Here is a 21,533-nt window from a genome sequence, read left to right as displayed (position 1 = left end):
CAAGACTTCTGGCCAGGCGCTTAGCTAAGCGCGGGTGACGCGCGACGAGGACCCGGGTGTCATCGAGCACCCGGGCCTTTCGGTGCGGCGGCGGTCAGCGGTCGCAGCCGCCCTCCTTGTCGGGCCGCACGTAGGCCCGGGTGACGTCGGCGATGCCCTTGTACGCGTACGGGTCCTCGCCCGCCACCAAGACGATGTCGCGGAAGTCCCAGTGCGCCGGGGAGGTGTCTGCGGGCATCTTCCAGCCCAGTGGCGACTCGGCGCTCATGTAGTGGTGGGCCAGCGCACGGCGGTAGCCGTGTCGGCCCGAGTTCGGCAGCGACCGGTGCAGCAGGTAACCGTTGAAGATCACAGCGGCGCCCGCGGGGATCTCGACCGGTATCGCGTCGGCGTCGGTGTACGGGAAGTCGTACGCCTCGATCGAGCAGTCGAAGCGCGGGTCGTCCTGCTCCCGGTCCGGATAGAGCACCCCCCGGCGGTGCGAGCCCGGCAGCACCCAGAGGCAGCCGTTCTCCACCGTCGCGTCGTCCAGGGCGATCCAGACTGCGGTGAGCGACCGGTCCCGGGTCGGGATGAAGTACTCGTCCTGGTGCCAGGGCTGGCCGGGCCGGCCTTCGGCCTTGATGAACAGCATCGACTGCATGGACTTGACGTTCGGCCCGATCACGCCGGTCAGCGCGTCGACGATCTGCGGGCACGACAGCGACCGCACGACGACGTCCGACAGCTTGTGCGGGTGGTGGACGCAGAGGTAGCGGCGCAGTACGTCGGCGTCGGACTCGTCGGCCGAGGTCTGCGGCCCCTGCCCGATCTCGCCCAGTTCGCCGCGGCAGAGCCGGACGGCCTCCGCGTTGATCTCGGCCACCTCGGCCGGCGACAGCGCGTCACGCAGGACGCCGTAACCGTCCTCGCGAACCTGTTCAATCAGCGCCTCGGAAACGGTGTCGTGCAGGACGACCGATCGCGTCGAGGGCGCGGCCAACTGGCTGGTGGACATCGGTTCTCCCCGGCTTTGAAAAGGTGATTTGCCTTGTCCAGTATCGGTGGGGGCGGGTCGCCGGACCATGTCCGCAGCTCCCGAGTAACCTGTCTGTTCATGACATCGCTGCCGGTCCGGGTACGGATCCGCAACGGACCGGCGGTCGCGCACTATCCACCCGGAGCGACGCTCGGCCCCCGGGTGCTGCCCTGTTTCGAGTTCGTCTGGATGCTGGCCGGACGCGCCTCGTGGCAGTACTCCGAGGCCGGCGGTGACCCTTCGGCCACCCGCGAGCACACCTTGGCGCCCGGCAAGTTGCTGCTCTCCCGCCCCGGCCTGCGGGAACGCTACGCCTGGGACCCCGACCAGCCCTGCGTCCACGCGTACGTCACGTTCTATCTCGACGAGTCCGGTCCGCTGGGGACACCCACGCGGTGGCCGCTGATCCGACCGCTGTCGGCGGCCGATCCGCTCCCCGCGCTCTGTCGCTACCTGCTCTGGCTCGGCGGAACGGACGTCGATGGCGCACCGGCGCGGACGCCGGAGGTCCTGGGCTGGCTCCTCGAACTGTTCGTCAACGGCCCGGTCGCCGACGCGGCCGACGCGGCGCTGCCCGAGCACCTCGTCCGGCTGGCCGACCACCTCCGCGCCACCTGGCGCGGCGGGCCGGCACTGGCGCTGCGGCTCGACGAGATGGCGTCGGCGGCCCGGGTGTCCCCCGGACACCTCGCCCGGATCTTCCGGCAGGAGTTCGGCCTCGGTCCGGTCGGCGCCGTCGAACTGATCCGGCTCGCCCGGGCCGCCATCCTGTTGGAGCGCAGCAACCTCAGCGTCGGCGCGATCTCCGAGGCGTGCGGGTTCGTCAACCCGTTCCACTTCTCCCGCCGCTTCCGGTCGGCCTACGGGACCGCGCCACGCGGCTACCGAACCAGCCGTCCGCTCGACCCGCTCGACCCGGTACGCCGGGCCGGCCTGCTCGCCCTGGCGCAGCGGCTCCTGGTCGAGGACCTCTAGAGCGACCCGCGTCCCGAGGTCCGCTACGCCGGTGCCGTCCCGGGGAAGCCGGTCAGCAACGCGGCGAGGTCGCCGGCCAGTGGTTCGAGGACCGCGCGCAGCGCCCGCACCTCGGCCGGGTCGTACGGCAGAAACGGGGCGCCCACGGTGGGCGGGCAGAGGCCGATCAGGCTCAACGCCGTCTTCATCGCGACCACCCCCGGCCGTACGGTGTGGATGCGACCGACGGCGTCCAGCCGCGCCTGCCGGTCGCGGGCACCGGCCTCGTCCCCGGCCCGCCAGCGGTCGACCAGGCCGACGCAGAGCGCCGGGGCGAGGTTGCCGAGGCCCGGCGTGATGCCGGCGGCGCCCTGGCGGAGTCCGTCGACGAGCGCCGTCTCGGCGCCCTGGCTCACCGCGAACCCGGGCCGCTCCGCGGCGAGCGCGCAGAGCCGCGCGAGGTGTCCGGCGTCGCCGGAGCTGTCCTTGATGCCGATCACCCCGAGTTCGTCGGCGAGGACGGCCACGAGCTCCGGGTCCAGCGGGTTGCCGGTGTAGCGCGGGATGTTGTAGGCGACGGTCGGCACGCCGAGCGCGGCCACGGCGGCGAAGTGGGCGCGCAGTTCGGCCGCGGTGTGCCGGAAGTAGTAGGGGGCGGTGACGACGAACGCGTCCGGCTCGGCGGGCAGCGCCGCGCGGGCCCGGTCGAGGGTCTCGGCGGTGCCGGCGCCGGACGCGGCGACCAGCACCCGCGCCGCTGGGCCCACCCGCTCCCGCCAGTCCCTGGCGACCGGGACGACATAGCGGCTGACCGCCGCCGCCGGGACCGACGGGCCCTCGCCGTTGCTGCCCAGCAGCATCACCGTGGTGACGCCGGCGCCGGCCAGCGCGTCCAGCAGCGGGCAGGCGGCGGACGGGTCCGGTTGCCGGTCCGGGTCCAGCGGGGTGACCAGGGGAACGGTTACACCATCAAGCAGATGGGGCGGCATCGGTGCGGTCCTCCGAACGGGACGGGGTGGTTTCGAGCGGCTCGGCGGCGAAGGCCGGTGGGGTGGCGTCCGGGTCGAGTTCGAGTGCCGACGCGAGCAACGTCTGGGTATACGGGTGCTCGGGCGAGGAGTACAGCTGCTCGGCCGGCCCGGTTTCGACGATCTTCCCGAGGTACATCACGGCGACCCGGTCGGAGAGCTGACGCACCACCCCCAGATCGTGGGAGATGAACAGCATCGCCAGGCCCAGTTCCTCGCGCAGGCGGGCGAGCAGGGCGAGGATCTGCGCCTGGACCGACACGTCGAGCGCCGACACGGCCTCGTCGCAGACCAGCAGGCGGGGGCGGAGCGCGAGGGCCCGGGCGATGGCGACCCGCTGGCACTGCCCGCCGGAGAGTTCGGCGGGGCGCCGGCCGGCCAGGGCCGGGTCGACGCCCACCTGTTCAAGCAGGTGGGCGACCTCCGCGTCGTGGCCGCCGGGCCGGACCAGTCCGGGGTGCGCCCGCCAGCCCTCGGCGACGATGTCCCGCACGGTCATCCGGGGGTTGAGCGAGGAGCGGGGGTCCTGGAACACCATCTGGACATCCCGGCGCAGCCGCCGGGACCACCCGGTGGTGACGTCGGTACCGGCGAAGGTCACCGTGCCGCTGCGGGCCCGCTCCAGGCCGACGATCGTCCGGGCCAGCGTGGACTTGCCGGAGCCCGATTCGCCGACGAGCCCGACGGTCTCGCCCTCGGCGACGGTCAGGTCGACGCCGGCGACCGCCTGGATCTCCTGGCGCCGGCCACCCTTCCCCCTGGGGGCCTTGAACGTCGTCCACACCTCCCGCACCGACAACAGCGGCTCGGTCATGGCAGAACCTCCTCGGCGCGGTGGCAGGCCGCGACCCGGCCGGGCTCGACCTCTCTGGCCACCGGCTCCTCCACCCGGCACCGTTCGACGGCGAGCGGGCACCGGGGGTGGAACCGGCATCCGGACGGCAGCGCCGCCAGTCGTGGCGGATTCCCGGGGATCGGCGCGACCGGCGCCGAGCGGCTGTGCACCGCGGGCACCGAGCGGACCAGCGCCGCCGTGTACGGGTGCCGCGGCGCGTGCAGCAGTTCGCGGGTGGGACCGCGCTCCACGACCTTCCCGGCGTACATCACCGCGACGTGCTGCGCGGTGTGCGACATCACCCGAAGGTCGTGGCTGATCAGCAGCACCGACACGCCGTCCTCGGCCTGGATCTTCGTCAGCAGGGCGAGGATGCGGCCCTGCACCGAGACGTCCAGCGCGGTGGTCGGCTCGTCGGCGAGGATCAGCCTCGGCTGGCCGGCCAACGCCATCGCGATCACCGCGCGCTGGCGCAGCCCGCCGGAGAGCTGGTGCGGGTAGGCCCGCGCCCGCCCGGCGGGATCGGGCACGCCGACCCGTTCGAGCAGGTCGACGGCGAGCCGTCCGGCGGCGGCCCGGGACATTCCGTCGCGGCGGCGGGCGATCTCGCCGATCTGCCGGCCGACCGGCTGCACCGGGTTCAGCGCCGCCAGCGGATCCTGGAAGACCATCGCGATGCCCTTGCCGCGAAACTCCCGGCGCTGCGACTCGCGCAGGCCGACCAGTTCCCGGTCGGCGAACCGGATCCCGCCGGAGGTGACCGACACCCCCGGCGGCAGCAGGCCCAGCACCGCCGTCGCGGTCATCGTCTTGCCGCTGCCCGACTCGCCGACCACGCCGAGCGTCTGCCCGGCCGCCACGTCGAACCCGACGCCGTCGAGGATGCGCAGCGGTGCACCGTCCGGCCGGCGGGCCTCGACGACGAGGTCCCGCACGCTCAGTACGGGAGCGGTCGAAGTTGCATCCGTCGTGGTCATCAATACCCGCCGATCCGTGGCCAACCCAGCTCGACACCGTCGGCGGCCAGTTCCGCGCGGAAGCCCTCCAGCCGGCGGGGGTCGGCCCGTACCTGCCGAGGGGTCAGGCCGTTGTCCTGGCAGTGTGCCGCGAGCGCGCCGGCGACCTCGCCGATGTTCCACTCGGTGGGGTGCATCCGGTAGCAGCCGTTGGTGATGTGCGTGGTGCCGATGTTCTTCGACGCCGCCAGCAGGTTCTCCGTGCGGACCGGCAACAGCGCGCCCAACGGCACGTGGAAGGGGGTCGAGCCCACGTCGATGTAGTTGTCCATGCCGGTGGACGGGTGCAGGTCGATCCGGTAGGCGCCGACGCCGACGCTGTCCGGGTAGACCACGGATCCCCGCTCGCCGCGGATTTCGAGGGACAGGTCCTGCTCGACGACCGTGTACTCGGCGCGGATCCGCCGCGACTCCCGGATGTAGGGGGCCTTGGCGAACCCGTCGGCCGTGCCGAGCACGTCACCGCGCAGGCGTAGGCCGGGCCAGCCGGTGCCGCCGTCCGGCCGGGGCGCCTCGGTCTGTAGCCAGTAGAGCATGCTCAGGCTGAGCTGCCGCGACGACGCCAGGTGCTTGGCCTTCTCCTCCTCGCCGACCCCGATCAGCGGCCCGAGGAAGTAGTCGATCATCGGCCAGTTGACCAGTGTGACGTCGCTGTCGACCAGACCGGGGGCGAAGGTACGGCGCGAGACGATCCGCCGGAAGATCCAGAGATCGCTGTCGCCGGCGCTCACGCTCTGATCGGCCACGATCTCGCCGTCGGTGGCGGGGTTGGGGATGAACGTCCGGGTGTACGGTGCCAGCGTGCGCGGATCCGGGGCGGTCAGGGACACCAGTTCCGAGCCCCAGAAGTCGGGACGGAACGTGCTCCAGAAGTTGTACTCGTCGGGCTTGTCGATGGTGTGGTTCTCGCCGGCCCGGTGCTCCAGCGCGAAGCACCAGGAGAACGCCTGCATATTGGCGGGCTGCGCCTGCGCGGGGGCGTGCGGCTCGCCGGTCTCCGCCTGCGACTCGAAGCCGGTGACGTGCTCGGTACCGGTCAACGGCAGCAGGTCGCCGAGTTCGGTGGCGTCGAGCACGTACGGCGCGCCGAGCGCGACCCGATTGCCCGCCGGGTCTTCCACGACGACCGCGCGGACCTGGTCGCCGTCGACCTCCGCCGCGACCGGCCGGTGCCCGAGCAGCACCCGCAGCCGGCCGGCGGCGATCCAGGGCGCGAGCATCGCGTCGATCACGGCGGCCGCCACCCGAGGCTCGTGGCACAGCGGGCTGACCGTGCCCTCGCCCGGATTGAGGAACCGTGCCGCCCGCGCCCGCTCGCTCAACGGATACCACCGCCGGTGGTACTCGCGGATGCCGTCGCGCAGCTCGCGGTAGCTCGCCGTGCAGCCGAACCGCTCGATCCACGGATGCTCGTCGGGCGGCACCGCCTGGGTGGTGAGCTGACCGCCCAACCAGTCGGTCTCCTCGGTCAGCAGCACCGTCCGGCCGCGCCGCAGCACCGCGAGGGCTGCCGCCACACCGCCCAGACCGCCGCCGACGACGAGCACGTCCGCCCGGTTGTGCGCGAGTTTCACTGGTTGTCCTCCTCGGGAACCCGGAAATACGGCTCGGCGCCGCTCTCGATGAGCGCGACCAGGCTGAGCAGTGCGCCCCACGAGTGGAACGGCTCGCTGTTGGCCTTGTCGCAGCCCTCGCCGGTGTGCGCCGAGTAGTTCTCGTGCACGTGGCGGTGCGCACGCCATTCCTGCAACGCCAGGTCACCGCTGCGTTCGGCCAGCCACCGCTGGTCGTCCGCCAGGCCGAGCCGGCGCAGCCCCAGGTAGACCAGGAAGTTCATCGGCGGCCAGACCCGACCGTGCCAGTAGTAGCTGCGGGAGGCGGAGTCGACGTCGCTGCGCGGCGTCGACGGCACCGCCCACCGGCCGCCGAAGTACGTCTCGTCGCGCAGGTAGTGGGCGACCATCCGCTTGCCCCGGCCGTCCGCGCCGATCCCGGCCAGCAGTGGATAGAAGCTCATCGGCGAGATGTCGGCGGTGAACCCGTCGGTGTCGGTACGGCGACTGCGGTAGGACGCCGTCTCGTCGGACCAGAGACGGTCCTCGATGGCGGCAATGATCGCCCCTCCCCGCTCACGAAGTTCGTCACGCTCGGCGTCGTGCCCCAGCGCGTCGGCGATGTTCGCCAGGGCCTCGCAGTCCATGGCGTACTCGCTGTTGAGGCTCACGTCGTGCGCCAGCATCAGGCCGACCGACGGGTCGTACGGGATGTCGGCAAAGATCGGGTGGTCGTCGCAGCCGCTCTCGCAGGTGGCCCCGAAGTGCTGGTCGATGCGGGGAATGTCCTGCGGCGACGGCCATTCCGGCTGGAACGCGGTGGAGCCGAGGCAGAGCAGGTCGCCGTGCCGGCGGACCCGCCACCACCACCGGTTCCAGCTCAACAGGCCACCGAAGACCTCCTCGAGGAACCACCGGTCGCCGAAGCGCAGATAGAGCTGCCACGACGCCATCGACCCGACCGGGGGTTGGGAGCCGTCGAGCGTACGTCGACCGGTGCCCTGGGCCACGTTGGGCACGAACCCGTCCGGGGTGAGTTCCCGGGTCATCTCCACCGCGTTGGCGTACGCCAGGTCCTTGCTGAGGGTGCCGGCGAGCAGCGCGTTGAAGTAGTTGTCCCAGCAGAAAAGGGCATACCCGCCGCGCTTGCCGACGTTCCACAGCCGGCTGACCGTGGTCACCACCCGATCGTGTGCCGGCTCGTAGATCGTGTTCCAGGCGATCGCGTCGCGCACGAGTTCCCGATGCACGGCGTCGGCGTCCTCGGGTGCGGCCGGCGATATCCGGGCGAGGTCGACCAGCCGCCGGATCTCGGCGAGGTCCCGCGGCGTACCGGTCGACACGCCGACCGGCCCGTCGAGCCGCATCGCCAGGTACGGCCCGGTCAGGTCGACGTACGGGTCGTCGACCTGCGGGGCGGTGCCGTGGACGCCGACCGGTTCGGGGCGCTCCGGCAGGTCGGCGACGACTGTGGCGCCAACCCGCCGGACCGTGCCCGGGCGATTCCACAGCAGTGCCACGGAGACGGTCAGCGTCGCCGGCTGAGCCTGGTTGGCCCGCGGCGTGGCGAGGACGACGAGGTCGGCGCCGGTGTGGGCGCTCTCCACCAGCACCTCGATGTCGCGCCAGCGTACGGTCACCGCGGTGTAGCCGCCGTCGACCGCGTGCGGGCCGAGGGTCACCTCTTCCGCGTCGGGTTCCCGTCGCCCGATCTGGACGCGCTGTAGGTCGTTGCCCCGGTAGTACTCCTTCAGGCCGAGCGTGACCGCGAGCCCCTCGGGCAGCAGCACCTGGGTGAGCAGGCTGCGGGTGTCCCAGGTGTTCCAGCCCCGGGCCAGGCGCCGCTGCGCCGCCCGGTAGGAATCCGCACCTTGCGTCACGACCGGTTCACCCTGGCCTTGGCGAAGTCGGGGTAGCCGCCGGCGTCCAAGGTGAAGCCCTGGAGGCGCTTGTTCCAGACGTACGCGGTCTGCACGGTCATCGGGTACATGCCGACCGCGTCATCCCAGATGATCTTGCTGGCCGCCGCGTACGCCGTCTTCCGCTCACCCTCGTCGCTGGTGCTCCCCGCCGTGGCGAGCAGTTCGTCGAGCTGCGGATTGCAGTAGCCGTTGCGCTTGGCCGCGCAGGTGTAGAGCCGCCCGAGGTTGGAGGCGGCGTCGAAGCCGGCGGTGCCGAGCATCTGGAAGTTGACGTCCCAGTCGAGGGCGATCAGATCCTTGATGAAGACGGCCTGTTCCTTCTCCAGCAGGTCGATCTTGACGCCGATCTTCGACAGGTCGGAGACGACCGCCTGGTTGAACGGGCGGAACTCGGGGTTGGCGAACTGTAGGCGCAGCGGCTTGCCGAAGTCGAAACCCGCCGCCGTGAGCTCGGCCTTGGCCGCCGCCGGGTCGTACGTCTTCGGTTGCTGCGGGCTGTAGCCGAACACGGTCGGGGCGACCGGGGCGTCGGCGAGCGCGCCGGTCTCCGGGTAGAGGCTCTTGATGATCGTGTTGAAGTCGACCGCCTTCCACAGCGCGTTGCGGATGGCCGCGGTCTTCAGCGCCGGGACCGAGGAGTTGAACCACATCGTGTAGACCTGGTTGGTGGCGACCGCCTCGGTCTTGAGGTTGCTGTCCGCCTTCAGGTCGGCCAACTGGTCGTTCGGTACGCCCCAGACGAGGTCGACCTCGCCGGTGCGCAGGGCGGTCAACCGGGCCGCGATCTCCGGGATCGAGCGGATGGTGACCGTTTCGAGCTTCGGCTTGCCGCCCCAGTACTTGTCGTTGGCGGCCAGCACGATCGTCTCGCCCGGGGTGAACGACTTGACGGTGAACGGACCCGAGCCCACCGGCGCCTTGAAGAAGCCGGCGTCCTTCTGGGCAACCGTCTTCGGGAGGATGAAGAAGGTGACCAGCTTGCTCGGCAGCGCGGCGTCGGGCTTGGCCGTCTTGATGACGACCTGGTCCGGCCGGGATGACTCGATGCTGGCACCGGTGAAGTTCGAGGCGGCCGGGCTGTCGCCGCCCAGCAGCCGGCGGAACGAGGCCACCACGTCGTCGGCGGTGAGCGCGGAGCCGTCGGAGAAGTTCACCCCGCTGCGCAGCGTGAACGTCCAGGAGGTGGTGGCCGCATCGGCGGACCAGTCGGTCGCCAGGTCACCGATGATCTTGCCTTGCGGGTCGGGCCGGGTGAGCCGGCTGAAGATCTCCTGGCCGATCAGGTCCTTGCCGGACGCGCCGCCCTCCGCACTGTGCGGGTCGATCGACTCGATCGGATAGGTGCCGCTGACGACGATCGACCCGGCTCCCTCCGGGTCCGTACCGCCGCTCGTGGTGGTGCAGGCGGACAGGGTGGCGACGACGGCGACGGCCGCCAGCGCGGTGCGTACGAAGGCTTTCATGGCAACTCCAGTCCGTGGTGGTGGGGTGGGTGGGGTTTCATGAACCGGTCGACCGTCCGGTCCGGCCGAGCCTCGCCGACATCTGGTCACCGAGCAGCCCGACGCTGACGACGAGCACGAACAGGGCGATCCCGGGAGATGCGGAAATCCACCAGGCGGTGTCGAGATACTCCTTGCCGTTGGCCACCGTCTGTCCCCAGGAGGGCACGGAGGCCGGCAGCCCGATGCCGAGGAAGCTCAGGCCCGCCTCGGCGAGGACGACGAGGGCGAACTCCACCGTCGCCATCGCCACCATCGGCGGGACGACGAACGGCAGGATGTGCCGGACCAGCATCGCCGGCCGGCGGATGCCCATCAGCCGGGCCGCGCTGACCCACTCACGCTCCTTGATGCTGAGCGTGACGTTGCGGGCGACCCGCGCGAACGGTGTCCAGGCGGTGACCGACAGGGCGATGACGACGGTCAGCAGGCCACGGGAGAAGAGGCCGGCGATGACGATCGCCAGCAGCACGCCGGGGAAGGTGAGCAGGACGTCGATCAGCCGGGACAGCACCACGTCGAGCCAGCCCCCGATCAGGCCGGCCACGGCGCCGACGATCATCCCGACGAGCGCCGAGAGCGTCACCGCCACGGTCGCGACGATCAGGGAGGTCCGTGCGCCGTAGACGATCTGCGCGGCGATGTCGCGGCCCAGGCCGTCGGTGCCCAGCCACGCGGTGGTCCCATCCGACGTGCTCGCGCCGGGCGGCAGCAGGCGGTCCCCGACGGGCGTCGCCACGTGGTCGTACCCGATCAGGACGGGCGCCACCAGCGCGACCAGAACGTAGCCGAGCACGATGCTCAGCGGGACCCACACCCCGCCGCGCCGGACCCGGCCGCGCCGCCGCGCCGGGGCGAACGTCACCGTCTCCGCCGCGGTTGTCTGGGTGGACACCGGCGGCGCGCTCATGCCGTCACTCCGCTTCGCCGCGTGCCGTCACGAGGCTCGTCCCCGCCGACTCGGCCGACTCGCTCGCTGCGCCCGGTCATGCGGCACCGAGCCGGATGCGCGGGTCCAGGCGTGCGGTGGCGAGATCGGCCAGCAGGTTGAGCAGGACGATGATTCCGGCGATCGTCAGGGTCGCCGCCTGCACCACCGCGTAGTCGCGGTTGTTGACCGCCGACACGATGAGGGATCCGAGTCCGGGCCAGGCGAAGACGTTCTCCACCACCACGGCGCCGCCGATCAGCGCGCCGAGTTGCAGGGCGACCACCGTCAGGACCGGGGTGAGCGAGTTGCGCAGGGCGTGCCCGATCAGCACCTGCCGGTCGGTGAGCCCCTTGGCGCGGGCCGTCGTGGCGTACGGCTCGTCCATCTCCTCGACCAGGCTGCTGCGGGTCAGCCGCGCCACGATGGCGGTGAACGGGAGGGACAGTGTCACCGCGGGGAGTACGAGGTGGGCCGGAGTGCCGACACCGGAACTCGGCAGTACCCGCAACACCAGTGCGAAGAGCAGGATCAGCATGATCCCGACCCAGAACGTCGGGAACGCCTGGAGGCCGATCGTCAACGCGGAGGTCACCCTGTCGACGACGCCGCCCCGGCGGTATCCGGCGATGAGGCCGAGCACCAGCCCGACGCAGACGGCGATCACCGCCGCTGCGGCGGCGAGTTCCAGGCTCGCCGGCAGCCGGGTGAGGACCGCCTCCATCGCCGGCTGGCCCAGCCGGTAGGAGTCGCCGAAGTCCAACCTCGACACGTCCCACAGATAGGCCAGGTACTGCTCCGGCAGCGACCGGTCGAGGCCCAGCCGTGTGGTCAACTCGGCCACCTCTTCGGGCTGCGCGTCCGGACCCAGCAGCACCAGTGCGGGTCCGCCGGGCGCTAGCCGGATGATCAGAAAGATCAGGCTGGCGGCACCCCACATCACGATCACTGAGCTGGCGAGGCGCCGCAGCACCACCCGGGTCATCTCCGTGTCACCTCCCCCTGAACACACATCCGTTTATGCGCATTAGTAACCGCCTGTACCGCGCGTACCGGTACCGCTGGGCGGGACCGTCGCGCTTCGGAAGCTGGCTGGGTCGGTCTGGCTGTCGGGTCGACTAGCTGCTGGGTCGCTTTGCTGGCTGGTCGGTCGGCCCGGGCCTGGGTCGGGGCGGGCGAACCGCCGGTCGCGCCCTCGGCGGGGTCGCCGTCGGTCGAGGGTCGCGCCGGACGCCCACCGTGTCGCCCGGGATCGCGACGCACGGCACCGTCACCCGGCTCACCTCTGAGGGATCCTCCGCTTCGAGCTTGTCGATCAGCAGCCGGACGGCGCGCCGACCCATTTCTTCGCGCTGAACCGCGAACCGGGTGCACCGCTGCGCCACGCCGTCCTCGTCGACGTCGCCGAGCACCACCAACGACACGTCGTCCGGCACGGCGAGATCCGCCTGCGCCGCGGCCGCGAGGAAGGCGCCGACAAGCTCACCGTCGGCGGCGCCCTCCACCGCGTACGCGGTGACGCCCTGGTCGCGGCGGGAGAGTAGTTCCGCCGGCCCGATCCCGGCCGGTTCGACCTCCCACACCGACGCGGGCCGTACGGTCCGGCCGGCGAGGTCGTGGGCGCGGACGAATCCGGTCTTGCGGTCGACCGTCGGCTCGAGGTCGGCGGTGCCGGTGACCAGGCAGATGTTCTCGTGGCCGAGCGCGATCAGCTCGCCGACCAGGCTCGCGGTCGCCCCGACGTAGTCGGCAGCCACATAGGACAGTCCGGCGCCGTGCACGTCCCGGCGGCCGATGAAGACGAACGGAAACTGCTCCCGGACGAGGCGGGCCAACTCCTCGCGGTCGGGTGCCAGTCCGAGCAGGAGCCCGCCGTCGGCGAGCCGGAGCCGGTTGGTGCCGGAGCCGTAGATCGACCGCCGGCCGGCGCCGTCGGTCGCGCTGGTGAACAGGACGAGGTCGTAACGCTGAGCTTCGGCCTCCTGCTCGATGCCGAGGAGGAACGGATGGAAGAAGTCGCGCTGCCCGACGGGGAACACGGGTTCGAAGGTGAAGACGCCGAGCAGGCGATTGCGGCCTCCGGCGAGGCTACGGGCCACCGGGTCGGCGTGGTAGCCCATGTCCCGTGCGGTGAACAGCACCAGATCTCGCAGTTCGGGGCTGATCGCGATGTCCCGGCCGGCCCGGCCGGAGAGCACGACCGACACCGTCGCCTGGGAGATGCCGAGCTTCAGGGCAATGTCGGCCTGCCGGATCCGTCGGCCCATCTGGCACCTCCTCCGGTTACTAATGCGCATGAGTTGCGAGGACGTTACAACGGTGAAATTGGCCCGTCAATACCGGATCCGGCTCCGATTCGGCGTCCCGTCCGACCTAGGCTGACCAGGTGTCGGAGTCGCGCGTACGGACGCAACGGCTGCTCTACGGCGCGATGCGACTCGGCGGGACCAGGACCGCCGAGCCCCATCGTTCGGCGGACATCGACGAGGCCGAGGCGGCCATCAACGCCGCGTTGGACTGCGGCATCACGATGTTCGACCTCGCCGACATCTATCGGCAGGGCAAGAGTGGTACGCGCTCTGGGTCACCGCCCGGGGCGCCGCCCTGCCCTGACGGGCGCCGCCGCGCCGATCCTCCGTCGGACGAGTTCGACGCGAGCGCCCACGGTCCGCGCCGGGCCGGCAACTGCTCCGGTCAGCCACCGGACGCCGCATCCGCACGCCGGGCGGATGGCTACTAATAGCCATTAGCAGGCTTGGCTCATGGCGCGGAGCTGCGGTTGAACAGGTAAAGCCGGGAGCACTATTGACACGGCTCTGACACACGACCGAAACTTTGCCTCCGTCGGTTAAGCGCATTAGCAGGAGGTGCGGATGGGGCGAGGCGTTCCGAAGCGGCCGACCCAGGCCGACATAGCGCGCCTTGCCGGGGTCAGCCAGGCGACCGTGTCGCTCGTGCTCAACGAGCGCGACTCCGGGGCACGGATCAGCCCGGAGACCCGGGACCGGGTGCTGGCCGTGATGCGCGAGTGGGGTTACGTCGCCAACGCCTCGGCCCGCTCACTCGCCAGCGGCCGGAACCGGATCATCGGCGTCTACACCTTCGAGCCGGTCTTCCCGACGACCAGCGTCGACTTCTACTTCCCGTTCCTGCTCGGGATGGAGCAGGAGGCGGCCGAGTTGGGGCACGACCTGCTGCTGTTCACCAGCGTGGGCGGCGAACGCCAGATGTACCGCGACGGCGCGACCCGGCTGGCGTTGGCCGACGGCGCACTGCTGCTCGGCCGCATCCCCAACATCGACGAGATCGAACGGCTCCGCGACTCCGGCTACCCGTTCGTGTACGTGGGACACCGCGAGGTGTCCGGTGCGCCGGTCTCCTACGTGGCCGCCGACTACGCGAGTGCCACCCGAGAGCTCACCGAGCGGCTGTTCGAGCAGGGCCACGAGCGGGTGGCGTACGCCCGACTCGGCGAGGGCGAAGCGCAGCCCAGCGCCGACCGGGAGAAGGGCTTCCGGCAGGCGCAGCGGGCCGGCTCGCTCCGGCGCCCCATCGGCCCGGTGTGGACGCTGGCGTCCCGCGACGAGGTGGACGGCCTGGTCGAGGACGTCGTCGGCGCCGGCATCACCGCCGTCGTCGCGGAACAGCAACTGCTCGCCGAGGAGGTCCGGCGCGCCGCCGGCCGCCGTGGGCTCTCGGTTCCGGCGGACCTGAGCATCGTGGTCCTCGGCGACCCGACCGGTGCCCGCGGCGACGAGGTGGCGTGGACCGGTCTCGAGGTACCGCGGCAGGAGATGGGCCGGGTGGCCACCCGCCTCCTGATCCGGTCGCTGGACGACGCGGAACAGACCGCGGTGCACGAGAGCGTCGGCTGCCCGATCGTCCCCGGCAGCACGGTAGGGCCGGCCCGCCGCGGCGCGAGTCCACGCTGAGCGCCGCCCCGACATTCAGCTAATCCCCCGAGTGATCCGGCACGGTACGCAGCCCGCGCCCGGAGCACCGTCGTGACCCGTTGACGCACCACGCCACTTCCCTCTGAGGCAAGGAGCAGCATGTCGCACGAACGGATCGGACGCAGAAAGTTCACCCTCGGCCTGGCGGCCGGGGCCGCCGCAGTCGGTGGCCTGCCCGCGCTGGCCGCCACCCCTGCCATCGCCTCCCCCACCACCGCCGGTACCGGAAGGAAGAAGCACCCGCATCCCGCGGCCCCATTCTTCGCGGAGACCACCCTCTGGGATGCCGAGCTCGACCCGCTGGAGAACTACCACGTGCACGGCCTCGCCGTACTGCCGAACGACACGATCCTGGCGGCCACCGAGGGCCGGTACGAGGTCTGCGATGCCGGCCCGCGCGACCTGCTGCTGCGGCGGAGCACCGACCGGGGCGAGACGTGGAGCCCGACCCAGACCGTGGTCCGGTCGGTCGACGGTCAGTCGTGGGGAAATCCGGCGCTCGTGGTCGACCGCACCACCGGCGAGGTGTTCCTGTTCTACATGCTCTCGCTGCGCCTGCCGGAGAACACCTCGTGCTCGGGCGACAGCGGCGACCTGTTCGTGGTGTCGAGCCGGGACGACGGGGTCACCTGGAGCGAGCCGCGCAGCATGTCCGGGCTGTTCGACCACTTCGCGTACGACTGGGCGCTGCACGGCCCCGGCCCCGGTCACGGCATCCAGTTGGACAACGGGCGGCTGCTGCTCAACGTGCTGCACCGGAGGGTCATCGTCGGTAACACCGTCGCCCAGCGCTTCTACGGAGTCGCCTCGATCTACAGCGACGACCACGGTCGTACCTGGCAGGCGACCGGCGAGGTGCCGGTGTCGGTCGACTATCCGATCAACGAGGCTCGGGTGGTCCAGCGCAGCGACGGCTCGGTCCTGGTCAACGGGCGGGCCGCGTCCGGTGGTAACCGGCAGCGGATCGTCTCGATTAGCGCCGACCGTGGCCTGACCTGGTCACCCGCCAAACTGGACGGTTCGACCGGGGTGTTCAACGCGGTCGACGCTGGTCTGGCCCGCTACACCGGCGGCCCGCGCAGCAGGGAGGTCGACCGGATCCTGTTCAGCCGGCCGGACTCGCCGATGCGCTGGAACATGACGGTGTCGGTGAGCTATGACGAGGGCTACTCGTTCCGCTACAGCAGGGTGGTGAACCCGAACCGGTCCTACTACTCCGACCTGGCCCGGCTCTCCGACGGCACCATCATCCTGCTGTACGGCTGCGACGGCGACATCCCCAGCTTCCCTCGCCGGGTGGCGATCTGCCGCTTCAACCTGGAATGGCTCACTCAGGGCCGGGACAGCCTGGCGACCGGCCCGGACCTCGACGAGCGGACGTACGACCTGGGCGCCACCGTGCACGGTGCCCGCCGGTCGGGCGGAACCGTCGCGGTGGTACCCGAACCCACCGCCCGGGGCGGCAACCGGGCCGCACGGTCCGTCTGGACCCCGACCGCGGTCGGGGACTTCATCGAGTACCCGATCACGGTCGGCCGGGGCGGTGAACGGGAGGCCGTGCTGCGGTACTACCGCCCGGTCGACGGTGGTGTGGTCACCGTGACCATCGACGGCGCGGAACCCCGCAACTCGACCGTCGACACGACGGCGGAGAGTTCCGAGGGCTACGACATCGTCAACCTCGGAACCGTCCGGCTGCGCCCGGGCCGGTCCCGGGTGCGCTTCACGCTGGTCAGCGCCGGCCGGGGCGGCGGTACCCGGGTTTCCCTCGACGAACTGAGCCTGATCGAGGGCCCGCGCGCGGACGTCCGCGAGGAGGTGACCGTCGACAACGGCGAGAAGGGCTTCGAGACCGTCTCCGGCACCTGGACGGCGGGCACCGGCGTGGCCGGCTACTACGGGTCCAACTACCTCTCCCGGGCGGCCGGCACCGGCGCCAACGTCGTACGCTGGCGGCCCGCCCTGCCTGGCGACGGCCGGTACGAGGTGCTGGTCTCGTACCCCGCGGCGTCGAACCGGGCCACCAACACCCCCTACACCGTGCACCACGCCGAGGGCAACGACGTCGTACCCGTCGACCAGCGGGTGCGGGGCGTACCCGAGCCGCGCGGCGGCGAGTGGGCCTCGCTCGGCATCTTCACCTTCACCGCTGGCATCAGCGGCTCGGTGGAGCTCAGCGACAACGCCAACGGGTTCGTCATCGCCGACGCGGTGCGGTTCCTCCGGAAGTGACCCGACGCCCGGGCGCCGCCCTGCCCGCCCGGCCGGACGGCGCCCGGGATTCCCCGGGTCAGAACCGCCGCAGCCGTACGGCGTCCGCGATGACGTAACCGTTGGCGTCGTCGTTCAGCTCCACCTTCGCGCCGGACCCGGGGTCGAACGCGAAGATGCCGAGGCGGGCCCAGTTGCCGCCGCGCGGATCCGGTGTTCCCGCCACCCGCTGGTCGATCCGTACGGTTGTGGTGCCGAACTCGTGGGTGATCGTGAACGGCGCGTCGGAGGCCCGGTTCTCGTGCGCCGCGTAGGCCACCTCGACCAGGTGGTAGCCGGCGGTGGGAATGGTCGGTTGCCAGCGGGCGACGCTGGACCCGGTGCCGGCGGGATGGCGGTAGTAGTCGGCGCCGTAGGTGCCCGCCAGGGCGGCGCTGCGCCCCCAGGTCCCGGAGACCAGCGTGAAGCCGGCGGTGCCGTTGTCGACCGTGATCTCGGCCGGTTCCCGGACGAGCCGGACCGCGTCCGCCACTACATAGCCGTTGGCGTTGTCGGTGAGCTCGATCCTCGCCAGCCCGGCGGGGAACGTGAAGCTGCCGATCGAGACCCACTCCCCGCCACCGGGTCCCGGCGTGCCGGCGACCCGCTGGTTGACCCGGACCGTCGTCGACCCGGTCAGGTGGGTAACCACGTACGGCGCGTTGGTCGCCCGGTTCGGGTGGGCGGTGTACGACACCCAGACCTCGTACCGGCCTTGGCCGGGGAGCGGCGGCTGCCAACGCACGACGCTGGAGCCGGTGCCCGCGGCGTGGTGGCGGTAGCTCGGACCGTAGGTGCCCGCGACGCCGGTGCTGTTGCCCCACGTGCCCGAGACGATCCTGAAGCCGAGCGCGTCGTTGTTGTCGACGGTGACGACGTCCTGCGGGTCGGCCGGCGACGACGCGACGACGAAGCTCGCCTCGTCGACGGAGATCCGCGTCCCGCCACCCCGCCCCGGACCGGCCGCCGTGAACCGCAGGACGTGCTGGCCGGCGGCGAGCTGGGTACGGCCCAGGTTGACGACGTCGTAACCGGCGGCCGACTCGGCGGTGGTGTCCACGGCCGACGAGCGCAACGACTGCCCGTCCAGGGCCACCGTCATCAGCCCACCGTCCGGTGAGCGGTAGTAGCGCAGGATCACCTCGTACTGCCCGGCCTGGGGCAGGGTGACGGCGCACTCGATGAAGTCGCCCACAGCCACGGGCGCGAAGCTCGCCCGGGCGCCGCCGCGCGCCGTCGGTTCGGACACGACCGTCAGCGTTCCCCGTGGGGCCTGGGCCATGCTGAGGTCACGGTGCTGCTGGGTGAGCCCGGGACCGTCGGCGAGGTTGTCCCGGCCCCGGGTCAGCCACTCGACGTTGAACCGGGCGGCGACGATCCGCCGCGGGGCGGCCGCGATGTCGCCGTCCCGGCCGTAGAGCAGGATGATCGTCCCGTCCGAGAGCCGGGCCAGGTCGGAATAGTACGAGGGGCCGGGGTTGACGACCCGGTGGTATCGGAACGACTGGGCGTCGTCGTAGCTGACGGAGACGGTCATGTTCCGCCGCACCGGGGCGTCCGGCCGGCTGAACAGGATCCGGTCGACCTCGTCGCTGCCGGGTCCGCCGCTGTAGCGCAGCAGGCCGGCGTCGACCGCGTTGAAGACCCCGGTCGCACCCTCCAGCTTCGGTGCCGCCCAGGTGAGCCCCCCGTCGGCACTGGTCGAGACGATCCGCTGCCGGTTGCCGCCCGCGCTCGCCCGCGCGCTGACCAGTACCCGTCCGTCAGCCAGCTCCACCAGCCGCGACTCGTTCAACGGATAGTCGACCGACACCGGGATGGCGCCGCCCGCCTGCCAGGTCGAGCCCCCGTTGTCGCTGTAGAGCACCGACACGCCGTAGTTGCGTTCGGCGACGCTGTTGCCGACGATGACCCGGCGGTGCAGAACCTGGAGCAGGAGGCGACCACCGGCGAGCTGGATGCCATGCCCGGGGCCCGGCCCGTGCATCGCCCAGTCGTAGGGGAAGTGGTCGAAGATCCCCGCCAGGGAGGTCGGCGCCGACCACTGCCGACCACCGTCCACACTGGACGTGACGTAGAGTTCGCCGCTGTCGCCCGAGCAGCTGGTATTGCCCGGCAGCCGGGTCGACAGAGCGAAGAAACAGAAGACCTTTCCAGCGGTGCGGTCGACCACGAACGTCGGATTCCCCCACGACTGCCCGCCGACCGACGGCTGTAGGACCTGGCTGGCGCTCCACGTCGCCCCACCGTCCGTACTGCGTCGCAGCACCAGCTCGCGGGGACCGGCGTCGCACTCCTCGTAGCGCCCCTCGGCCGCCGCCAGGATCGTGTCGTCGGGCAGCACCGCCAGACCCTGGACGTGGTAGTTGACCCGCGGACCCGCGACGGAGTCCCAGAGTGCCACCTCGTGGAAGGCCGGCGCCGGTGCGGCCACGGCTGGCCGCCGCCCGAGCAGGCTGCCCGGTACGGCGGCCAGCGCGGCGGTGGCCGCCAGGCCGACGGTGACCGTCCGGCGGGTGACTCGCGCCTCGTCCTTCATGATCCTCCTCGAAACTCACGCAACACCTGGTCCGCGCCTCATCCCGGGGACGGCTCGGCCGTGTCCTGCCGATCATTGCCGGCCTGCGTCGGGCTCAGACGACGCCGCCGGTGGTGGTGGTGGTGGTGATTCGTCTGGATACCACACGGGTATCCAAACGAAATCCCCACCTTTCCGGATCACCGCCGGGATCCCGCCTCGGCTCGACATGTGCGGCAGGAGACGGCCTATACAACGGCTCCGGCCGCCCGGAGCCAGTCCCGCAGCCACTCGACCGCGAGCCCGGCAACGGTACCGTCCGCGGCGATCGCCGCCGCGGTGCCAGCCGCCTGACCCAGCGCCACGCACTGGCCGCGGCCAAGGGTCAACGGCCGCGTCGTCGTATACGGCGTCGCCGGCGGCGAAGCTCCCATCACCACTGGGAGCTGACTGGTCCCGCGGCCCTGAGCAGACCCGAATGCTAGAGCGCGTCTGACGGATCATGGCGCCATCTTTATCGTGATCAGGGCGGTTGAGCAGGCAGATGGAGGTCGCGTGTCGTTGCTCCGGATAGGACGAAGCTCCCGGTAGGACAGCCGGGGCGAGGTTCCCGCCTGGGTTGCGGCACTTCGGCCGCCGCCCCGTACTCCCGCCCCCGACCCGAATCACATAGCCACAATGCCAGTACGAAGTACAGCGTGACCCGGTTCGGCAATGATCGAATCCGCTGGTCCCCACGGCCACACTCGCTGATTACCTCGTCGACGAGGTCCGATGGCACCAGCTCGGCCACCGCACCCAGTGCCGGGGCGGCGACCCGGTTGACGTACGACCGAGCCTCGTCGGCAGCGGCGTACGTGGTCCGGGGCCAGAAGAAGCCACAGCCCCGCATGGCGGCGGATTGCCGCTCTTTCTGGGAGATTGTCGACGTCGCACGTGCGCGGGTGGACGATGTCGACGAGGTGCCTGCGGTGCTCGTTGAGGTGTTAGAGCCTGGCAAAATAAGGGTTTCAGGTGTGTTGATGGCGGGCGAGTCGGCGGGTCATGACGATGATCATCGCCCATTGGACCATCGCGGCGTGGTGGTCGGGTAGCCGTTCGTAATCCCGGACGGTACGTCGGCATCGGTTGATCCAGGAGAAGGTGCGCTCCACCGCCCACCTGCGGTGTAGGACCACGAAGGTGGTCTGCCCGGCGAGTTTCGCGACGATCCGCACGGTCAGCGCGAGGTGGGCGGCGGCCCAGCCCACGACCCTGCCGGCGTAGCCGCTGTCGGCCCACACGAGACGGATCACGGGGAAGCAGGTGCGTAGCGCCTGGAGCAGGGCCGGGGCGGCGGCGCGGTCCTGGACGTTCGCGCCGGTGACCAGGACCGCGAGGAGTAGTCCGCGGGTGTCGACGGCGATGTGTCGTTTGCGGCCGTTGACCCGCTTGCCCGCGTCGTAGCCGCGGCTGGGGCGGCAGACGGTCTCCGCCCCGTACGGACTGGGAGTCGACCAACGCGTCGGCAAAACCGTCAAGCGTGACCTGACGATCACCGCCCGCAAACAACGCAAAGGTTACTGTACATCGACCTGGCATTGGACGCGCTGCAGGTCGCGATCCGGCGCAGGCGCTTCAAGTTCCCACCCGCCGAATACGAAGCGTTACGCGCGATGACCCAACCGTTGACACACCCACGCGCCATCGTCGCGTGTTCGATCATGCAGCCTGGACGGTGAAGGCCAGCGCCGCCGAGCAGATGACCAACATCGCCGTCGCGTTCAGGAACAGGTTGCGGCCGAAATCGCGGGCGCGGACGTGCGCCGAGACCGCCACCACGAAGTAGCAGACCAGCGCCGCGCACACAAGCACCGCCAACGGCGGAACCCAGATCCCGACGATAAGCCCAGCCGCTGCGGCAGCCTTGAGCGGAGGGAGAAACTTCCAGAAGCGTTCGGGGAACTGGACGTCGATCAGACACTGCCGGATGAAGGCGACCGGCTTTGCGCATAACACCGCGTCGCAGAGCTGGATCACTGCCAACAAGGCCAGCGGCCACCAGGGTTGCACCATC

The 21,533-nt window shown here is 71.1% G+C and carries 18 protein-coding genes; 4 read left to right on the top strand and 14 right to left on the bottom strand.

What is annotated here, in order from left to right:
* Window positions 1-94: 94 nt before the first annotated feature.
* The gene (locus Pma05_RS35925; RefSeq protein WP_203861986.1) at window positions 95-997 is read right to left on the bottom strand and encodes a phytanoyl-CoA dioxygenase family protein; all 903 of its coding nucleotides are present in this window, start codon (window positions 995-997) and stop codon (window positions 95-97) included.
* Window positions 998-1,096: 99 nt separating this feature from the next.
* On the opposite strand from Pma05_RS35925, the gene Pma05_RS35920 reads away from it, so the two are divergent.
* Complete coding sequence (locus Pma05_RS35920) at window positions 1,097-1,993, top strand: helix-turn-helix transcriptional regulator (RefSeq protein WP_203861985.1); 897 nt, start codon at window positions 1,097-1,099, stop codon at window positions 1,991-1,993.
* Between the two features lie 23 nt (window positions 1,994-2,016).
* On the opposite strand, the gene Pma05_RS35915 is transcribed toward Pma05_RS35920, so the two are convergent.
* The 9 genes from Pma05_RS35915 to Pma05_RS35880 all read right to left on the bottom strand — a co-directional run bounded on the left by Pma05_RS35915 (window position 2,017) and on the right by Pma05_RS35880 (window position 13,023).
* Window positions 2,017-2,961, bottom strand: a complete 945-nt coding sequence (locus Pma05_RS35915) for a dihydrodipicolinate synthase family protein (RefSeq protein WP_203861984.1) — start codon at window positions 2,959-2,961, stop codon at window positions 2,017-2,019.
* A complete protein-coding gene (locus Pma05_RS35910; protein ID WP_203861983.1) occupies window positions 2,942-3,814 on the bottom strand; it encodes an ATP-binding cassette domain-containing protein in 873 nt (290 codons plus the stop codon). The genes Pma05_RS35915 and Pma05_RS35910 overlap by 20 nt, the downstream gene beginning before the upstream one ends.
* Complete coding sequence (locus tag Pma05_RS35905) at window positions 3,811-4,770, bottom strand: ABC transporter ATP-binding protein (RefSeq protein ID WP_239313827.1); 960 nt, start codon at window positions 4,768-4,770, stop codon at window positions 3,811-3,813. Before Pma05_RS35905 ends, Pma05_RS35910 begins: the two co-directional genes overlap by 4 nt.
* Window positions 4,771-4,811: 41 nt before the next feature.
* Window positions 4,812-6,425, bottom strand: a complete 1,614-nt coding sequence (locus tag Pma05_RS35900) for an FAD-dependent oxidoreductase (RefSeq protein ID WP_239313824.1) — start codon at window positions 6,423-6,425, stop codon at window positions 4,812-4,814.
* The gene (locus tag Pma05_RS43110; RefSeq protein ID WP_239313823.1) at window positions 6,422-8,284 is read right to left on the bottom strand and encodes an MGH1-like glycoside hydrolase domain-containing protein; all 1,863 of its coding nucleotides are present in this window, start codon (window positions 8,282-8,284) and stop codon (window positions 6,422-6,424) included. The genes Pma05_RS35900 and Pma05_RS43110 overlap by 4 nt, the downstream gene beginning before the upstream one ends.
* Window positions 8,281-9,789 (bottom strand): ABC transporter substrate-binding protein, encoded by a 1,509-nt coding sequence (locus Pma05_RS35895; RefSeq protein WP_203861980.1) that lies wholly within the window; start codon window positions 9,787-9,789, stop codon window positions 8,281-8,283. Before Pma05_RS35895 ends, Pma05_RS43110 begins: the two co-directional genes overlap by 4 nt.
* A 37-nt stretch (window positions 9,790-9,826) precedes the next feature.
* Window positions 9,827-10,738 carry an ABC transporter permease gene (locus tag Pma05_RS35890; RefSeq protein WP_203861979.1) on the bottom strand — a complete coding sequence of 304 codons (912 nt, stop codon included), beginning with the start codon at window positions 10,736-10,738 and terminating at the stop codon, window positions 9,827-9,829.
* 76 nt (window positions 10,739-10,814) lie between these two features.
* Window positions 10,815-11,741 (bottom strand): ABC transporter permease, encoded by a 927-nt coding sequence (locus Pma05_RS35885; RefSeq protein WP_203861978.1) that lies wholly within the window; start codon window positions 11,739-11,741, stop codon window positions 10,815-10,817.
* A gap of 133 nt (window positions 11,742-11,874) precedes the next feature.
* Complete coding sequence (locus Pma05_RS35880; RefSeq protein WP_203861977.1) at window positions 11,875-13,023, bottom strand: LacI family DNA-binding transcriptional regulator; 1,149 nt, start codon at window positions 13,021-13,023, stop codon at window positions 11,875-11,877.
* Window positions 13,024-13,142: 119 nt separating this feature from the next.
* Between Pma05_RS35880 and Pma05_RS35875 the strand changes: the two genes are divergently transcribed.
* The 3 genes from Pma05_RS35875 (at window position 13,143) to Pma05_RS35865 (ending at window position 16,941) form a co-directional block, all read left to right on the top strand.
* Window positions 13,143-13,496 (top strand): aldo/keto reductase, encoded by a 354-nt coding sequence (locus tag Pma05_RS35875; protein ID WP_239313822.1) that lies wholly within the window; start codon window positions 13,143-13,145, stop codon window positions 13,494-13,496.
* A gap of 133 nt (window positions 13,497-13,629) precedes the next feature.
* Window positions 13,630-14,688, top strand: a complete 1,059-nt coding sequence (locus Pma05_RS35870; protein ID WP_203861976.1) for a LacI family DNA-binding transcriptional regulator — start codon at window positions 13,630-13,632, stop codon at window positions 14,686-14,688.
* Window positions 14,689-14,808: 120 nt separating this feature from the next.
* Window positions 14,809-16,941, top strand: coding sequence for a golvesin C-terminal-like domain-containing protein (locus Pma05_RS35865; RefSeq protein WP_203861975.1), 2,133 nt, complete (start codon window positions 14,809-14,811; stop codon window positions 16,939-16,941).
* A 58-nt stretch (window positions 16,942-16,999) separates the two neighbouring features.
* Here the strand turns inward: Pma05_RS35865 and Pma05_RS35860 are convergent, their stop codons facing one another.
* From Pma05_RS35860 to Pma05_RS35845, 4 genes are all read right to left on the bottom strand, one after another.
* Complete coding sequence (locus Pma05_RS35860) at window positions 17,000-19,498, bottom strand: golvesin C-terminal-like domain-containing protein (protein WP_203861974.1); 2,499 nt, start codon at window positions 19,496-19,498, stop codon at window positions 17,000-17,002.
* A 502-nt stretch (window positions 19,499-20,000) separates the two neighbouring features.
* A complete protein-coding gene (locus Pma05_RS44160) occupies window positions 20,001-20,369 on the bottom strand; it encodes a transposase domain-containing protein (protein ID WP_372441611.1) in 369 nt (122 codons plus the stop codon).
* 118 nt (window positions 20,370-20,487) lie between these two features.
* On the bottom strand, window positions 20,488-20,988 hold the full coding sequence (locus Pma05_RS35850; RefSeq protein ID WP_203861972.1) for an IS5 family transposase: 501 nt from the start codon (window positions 20,986-20,988) through the stop codon (window positions 20,488-20,490).
* A 190-nt stretch (window positions 20,989-21,178) separates the two neighbouring features.
* On the bottom strand, window positions 21,179-21,532 hold the full coding sequence (locus Pma05_RS35845; RefSeq protein WP_203861971.1) for a DoxX family protein: 354 nt from the start codon (window positions 21,530-21,532) through the stop codon (window positions 21,179-21,181).
* Window position 21,533: the final 1 nt, after the last annotated feature.

This window comes from Plantactinospora mayteni (assembly GCF_016862935.1).
Lineage (GTDB): Bacteria > Actinomycetota > Actinomycetes > Mycobacteriales > Micromonosporaceae > Plantactinospora > Plantactinospora mayteni.
The sequence above is the reverse complement of the archived record's forward strand: the minus strand, read 5'-3'. Positions and strand labels throughout refer to the sequence as shown.

Coding starts and splice junctions, on each gene's coding strand:
- Pma05_RS35925 (WP_203861986.1), bottom strand. CDS start 997: ATGTCCACCAGCCAGTTGGCCGCGCCCTCGACGCGATCGGTCGTCCTG.
- Pma05_RS35920 (WP_203861985.1), top strand. CDS start 1,097: ATGACATCGCTGCCGGTCCGGGTACGGATCCGCAACGGACCGGCGGTC.
- Pma05_RS35915 (WP_203861984.1), bottom strand. CDS start 2,961: ATGCCGCCCCATCTGCTTGATGGTGTAACCGTTCCCCTGGTCACCCCG.
- Pma05_RS35910 (WP_203861983.1), bottom strand. CDS start 3,814: ATGACCGAGCCGCTGTTGTCGGTGCGGGAGGTGTGGACGACGTTCAAG.
- Pma05_RS35895 (WP_203861980.1), bottom strand. CDS start 9,789: ATGAAAGCCTTCGTACGCACCGCGCTGGCGGCCGTCGCCGTCGTCGCC.
- Pma05_RS35890 (WP_203861979.1), bottom strand. CDS start 10,738: ATGAGCGCGCCGCCGGTGTCCACCCAGACAACCGCGGCGGAGACGGTG.
- Pma05_RS35885 (WP_203861978.1), bottom strand. CDS start 11,741: ATGACCCGGGTGGTGCTGCGGCGCCTCGCCAGCTCAGTGATCGTGATG.
- Pma05_RS35880 (WP_203861977.1), bottom strand. CDS start 13,023: ATGGGCCGACGGATCCGGCAGGCCGACATTGCCCTGAAGCTCGGCATC.
- Pma05_RS35870 (WP_203861976.1), top strand. CDS start 13,630: ATGGGGCGAGGCGTTCCGAAGCGGCCGACCCAGGCCGACATAGCGCGC.
- Pma05_RS35865 (WP_203861975.1), top strand. CDS start 14,809: ATGTCGCACGAACGGATCGGACGCAGAAAGTTCACCCTCGGCCTGGCG.
- Pma05_RS35860 (WP_203861974.1), bottom strand. CDS start 19,498: ATGAAGGACGAGGCGCGAGTCACCCGCCGGACGGTCACCGTCGGCCTG.
- Pma05_RS44160 (WP_372441611.1), bottom strand. CDS start 20,369: ATGCGGGGCTGTGGCTTCTTCTGGCCCCGGACCACGTACGCCGCTGCC.
- Pma05_RS35845 (WP_203861971.1), bottom strand. CDS start 21,532: ATGGTGCAACCCTGGTGGCCGCTGGCCTTGTTGGCAGTGATCCAGCTC.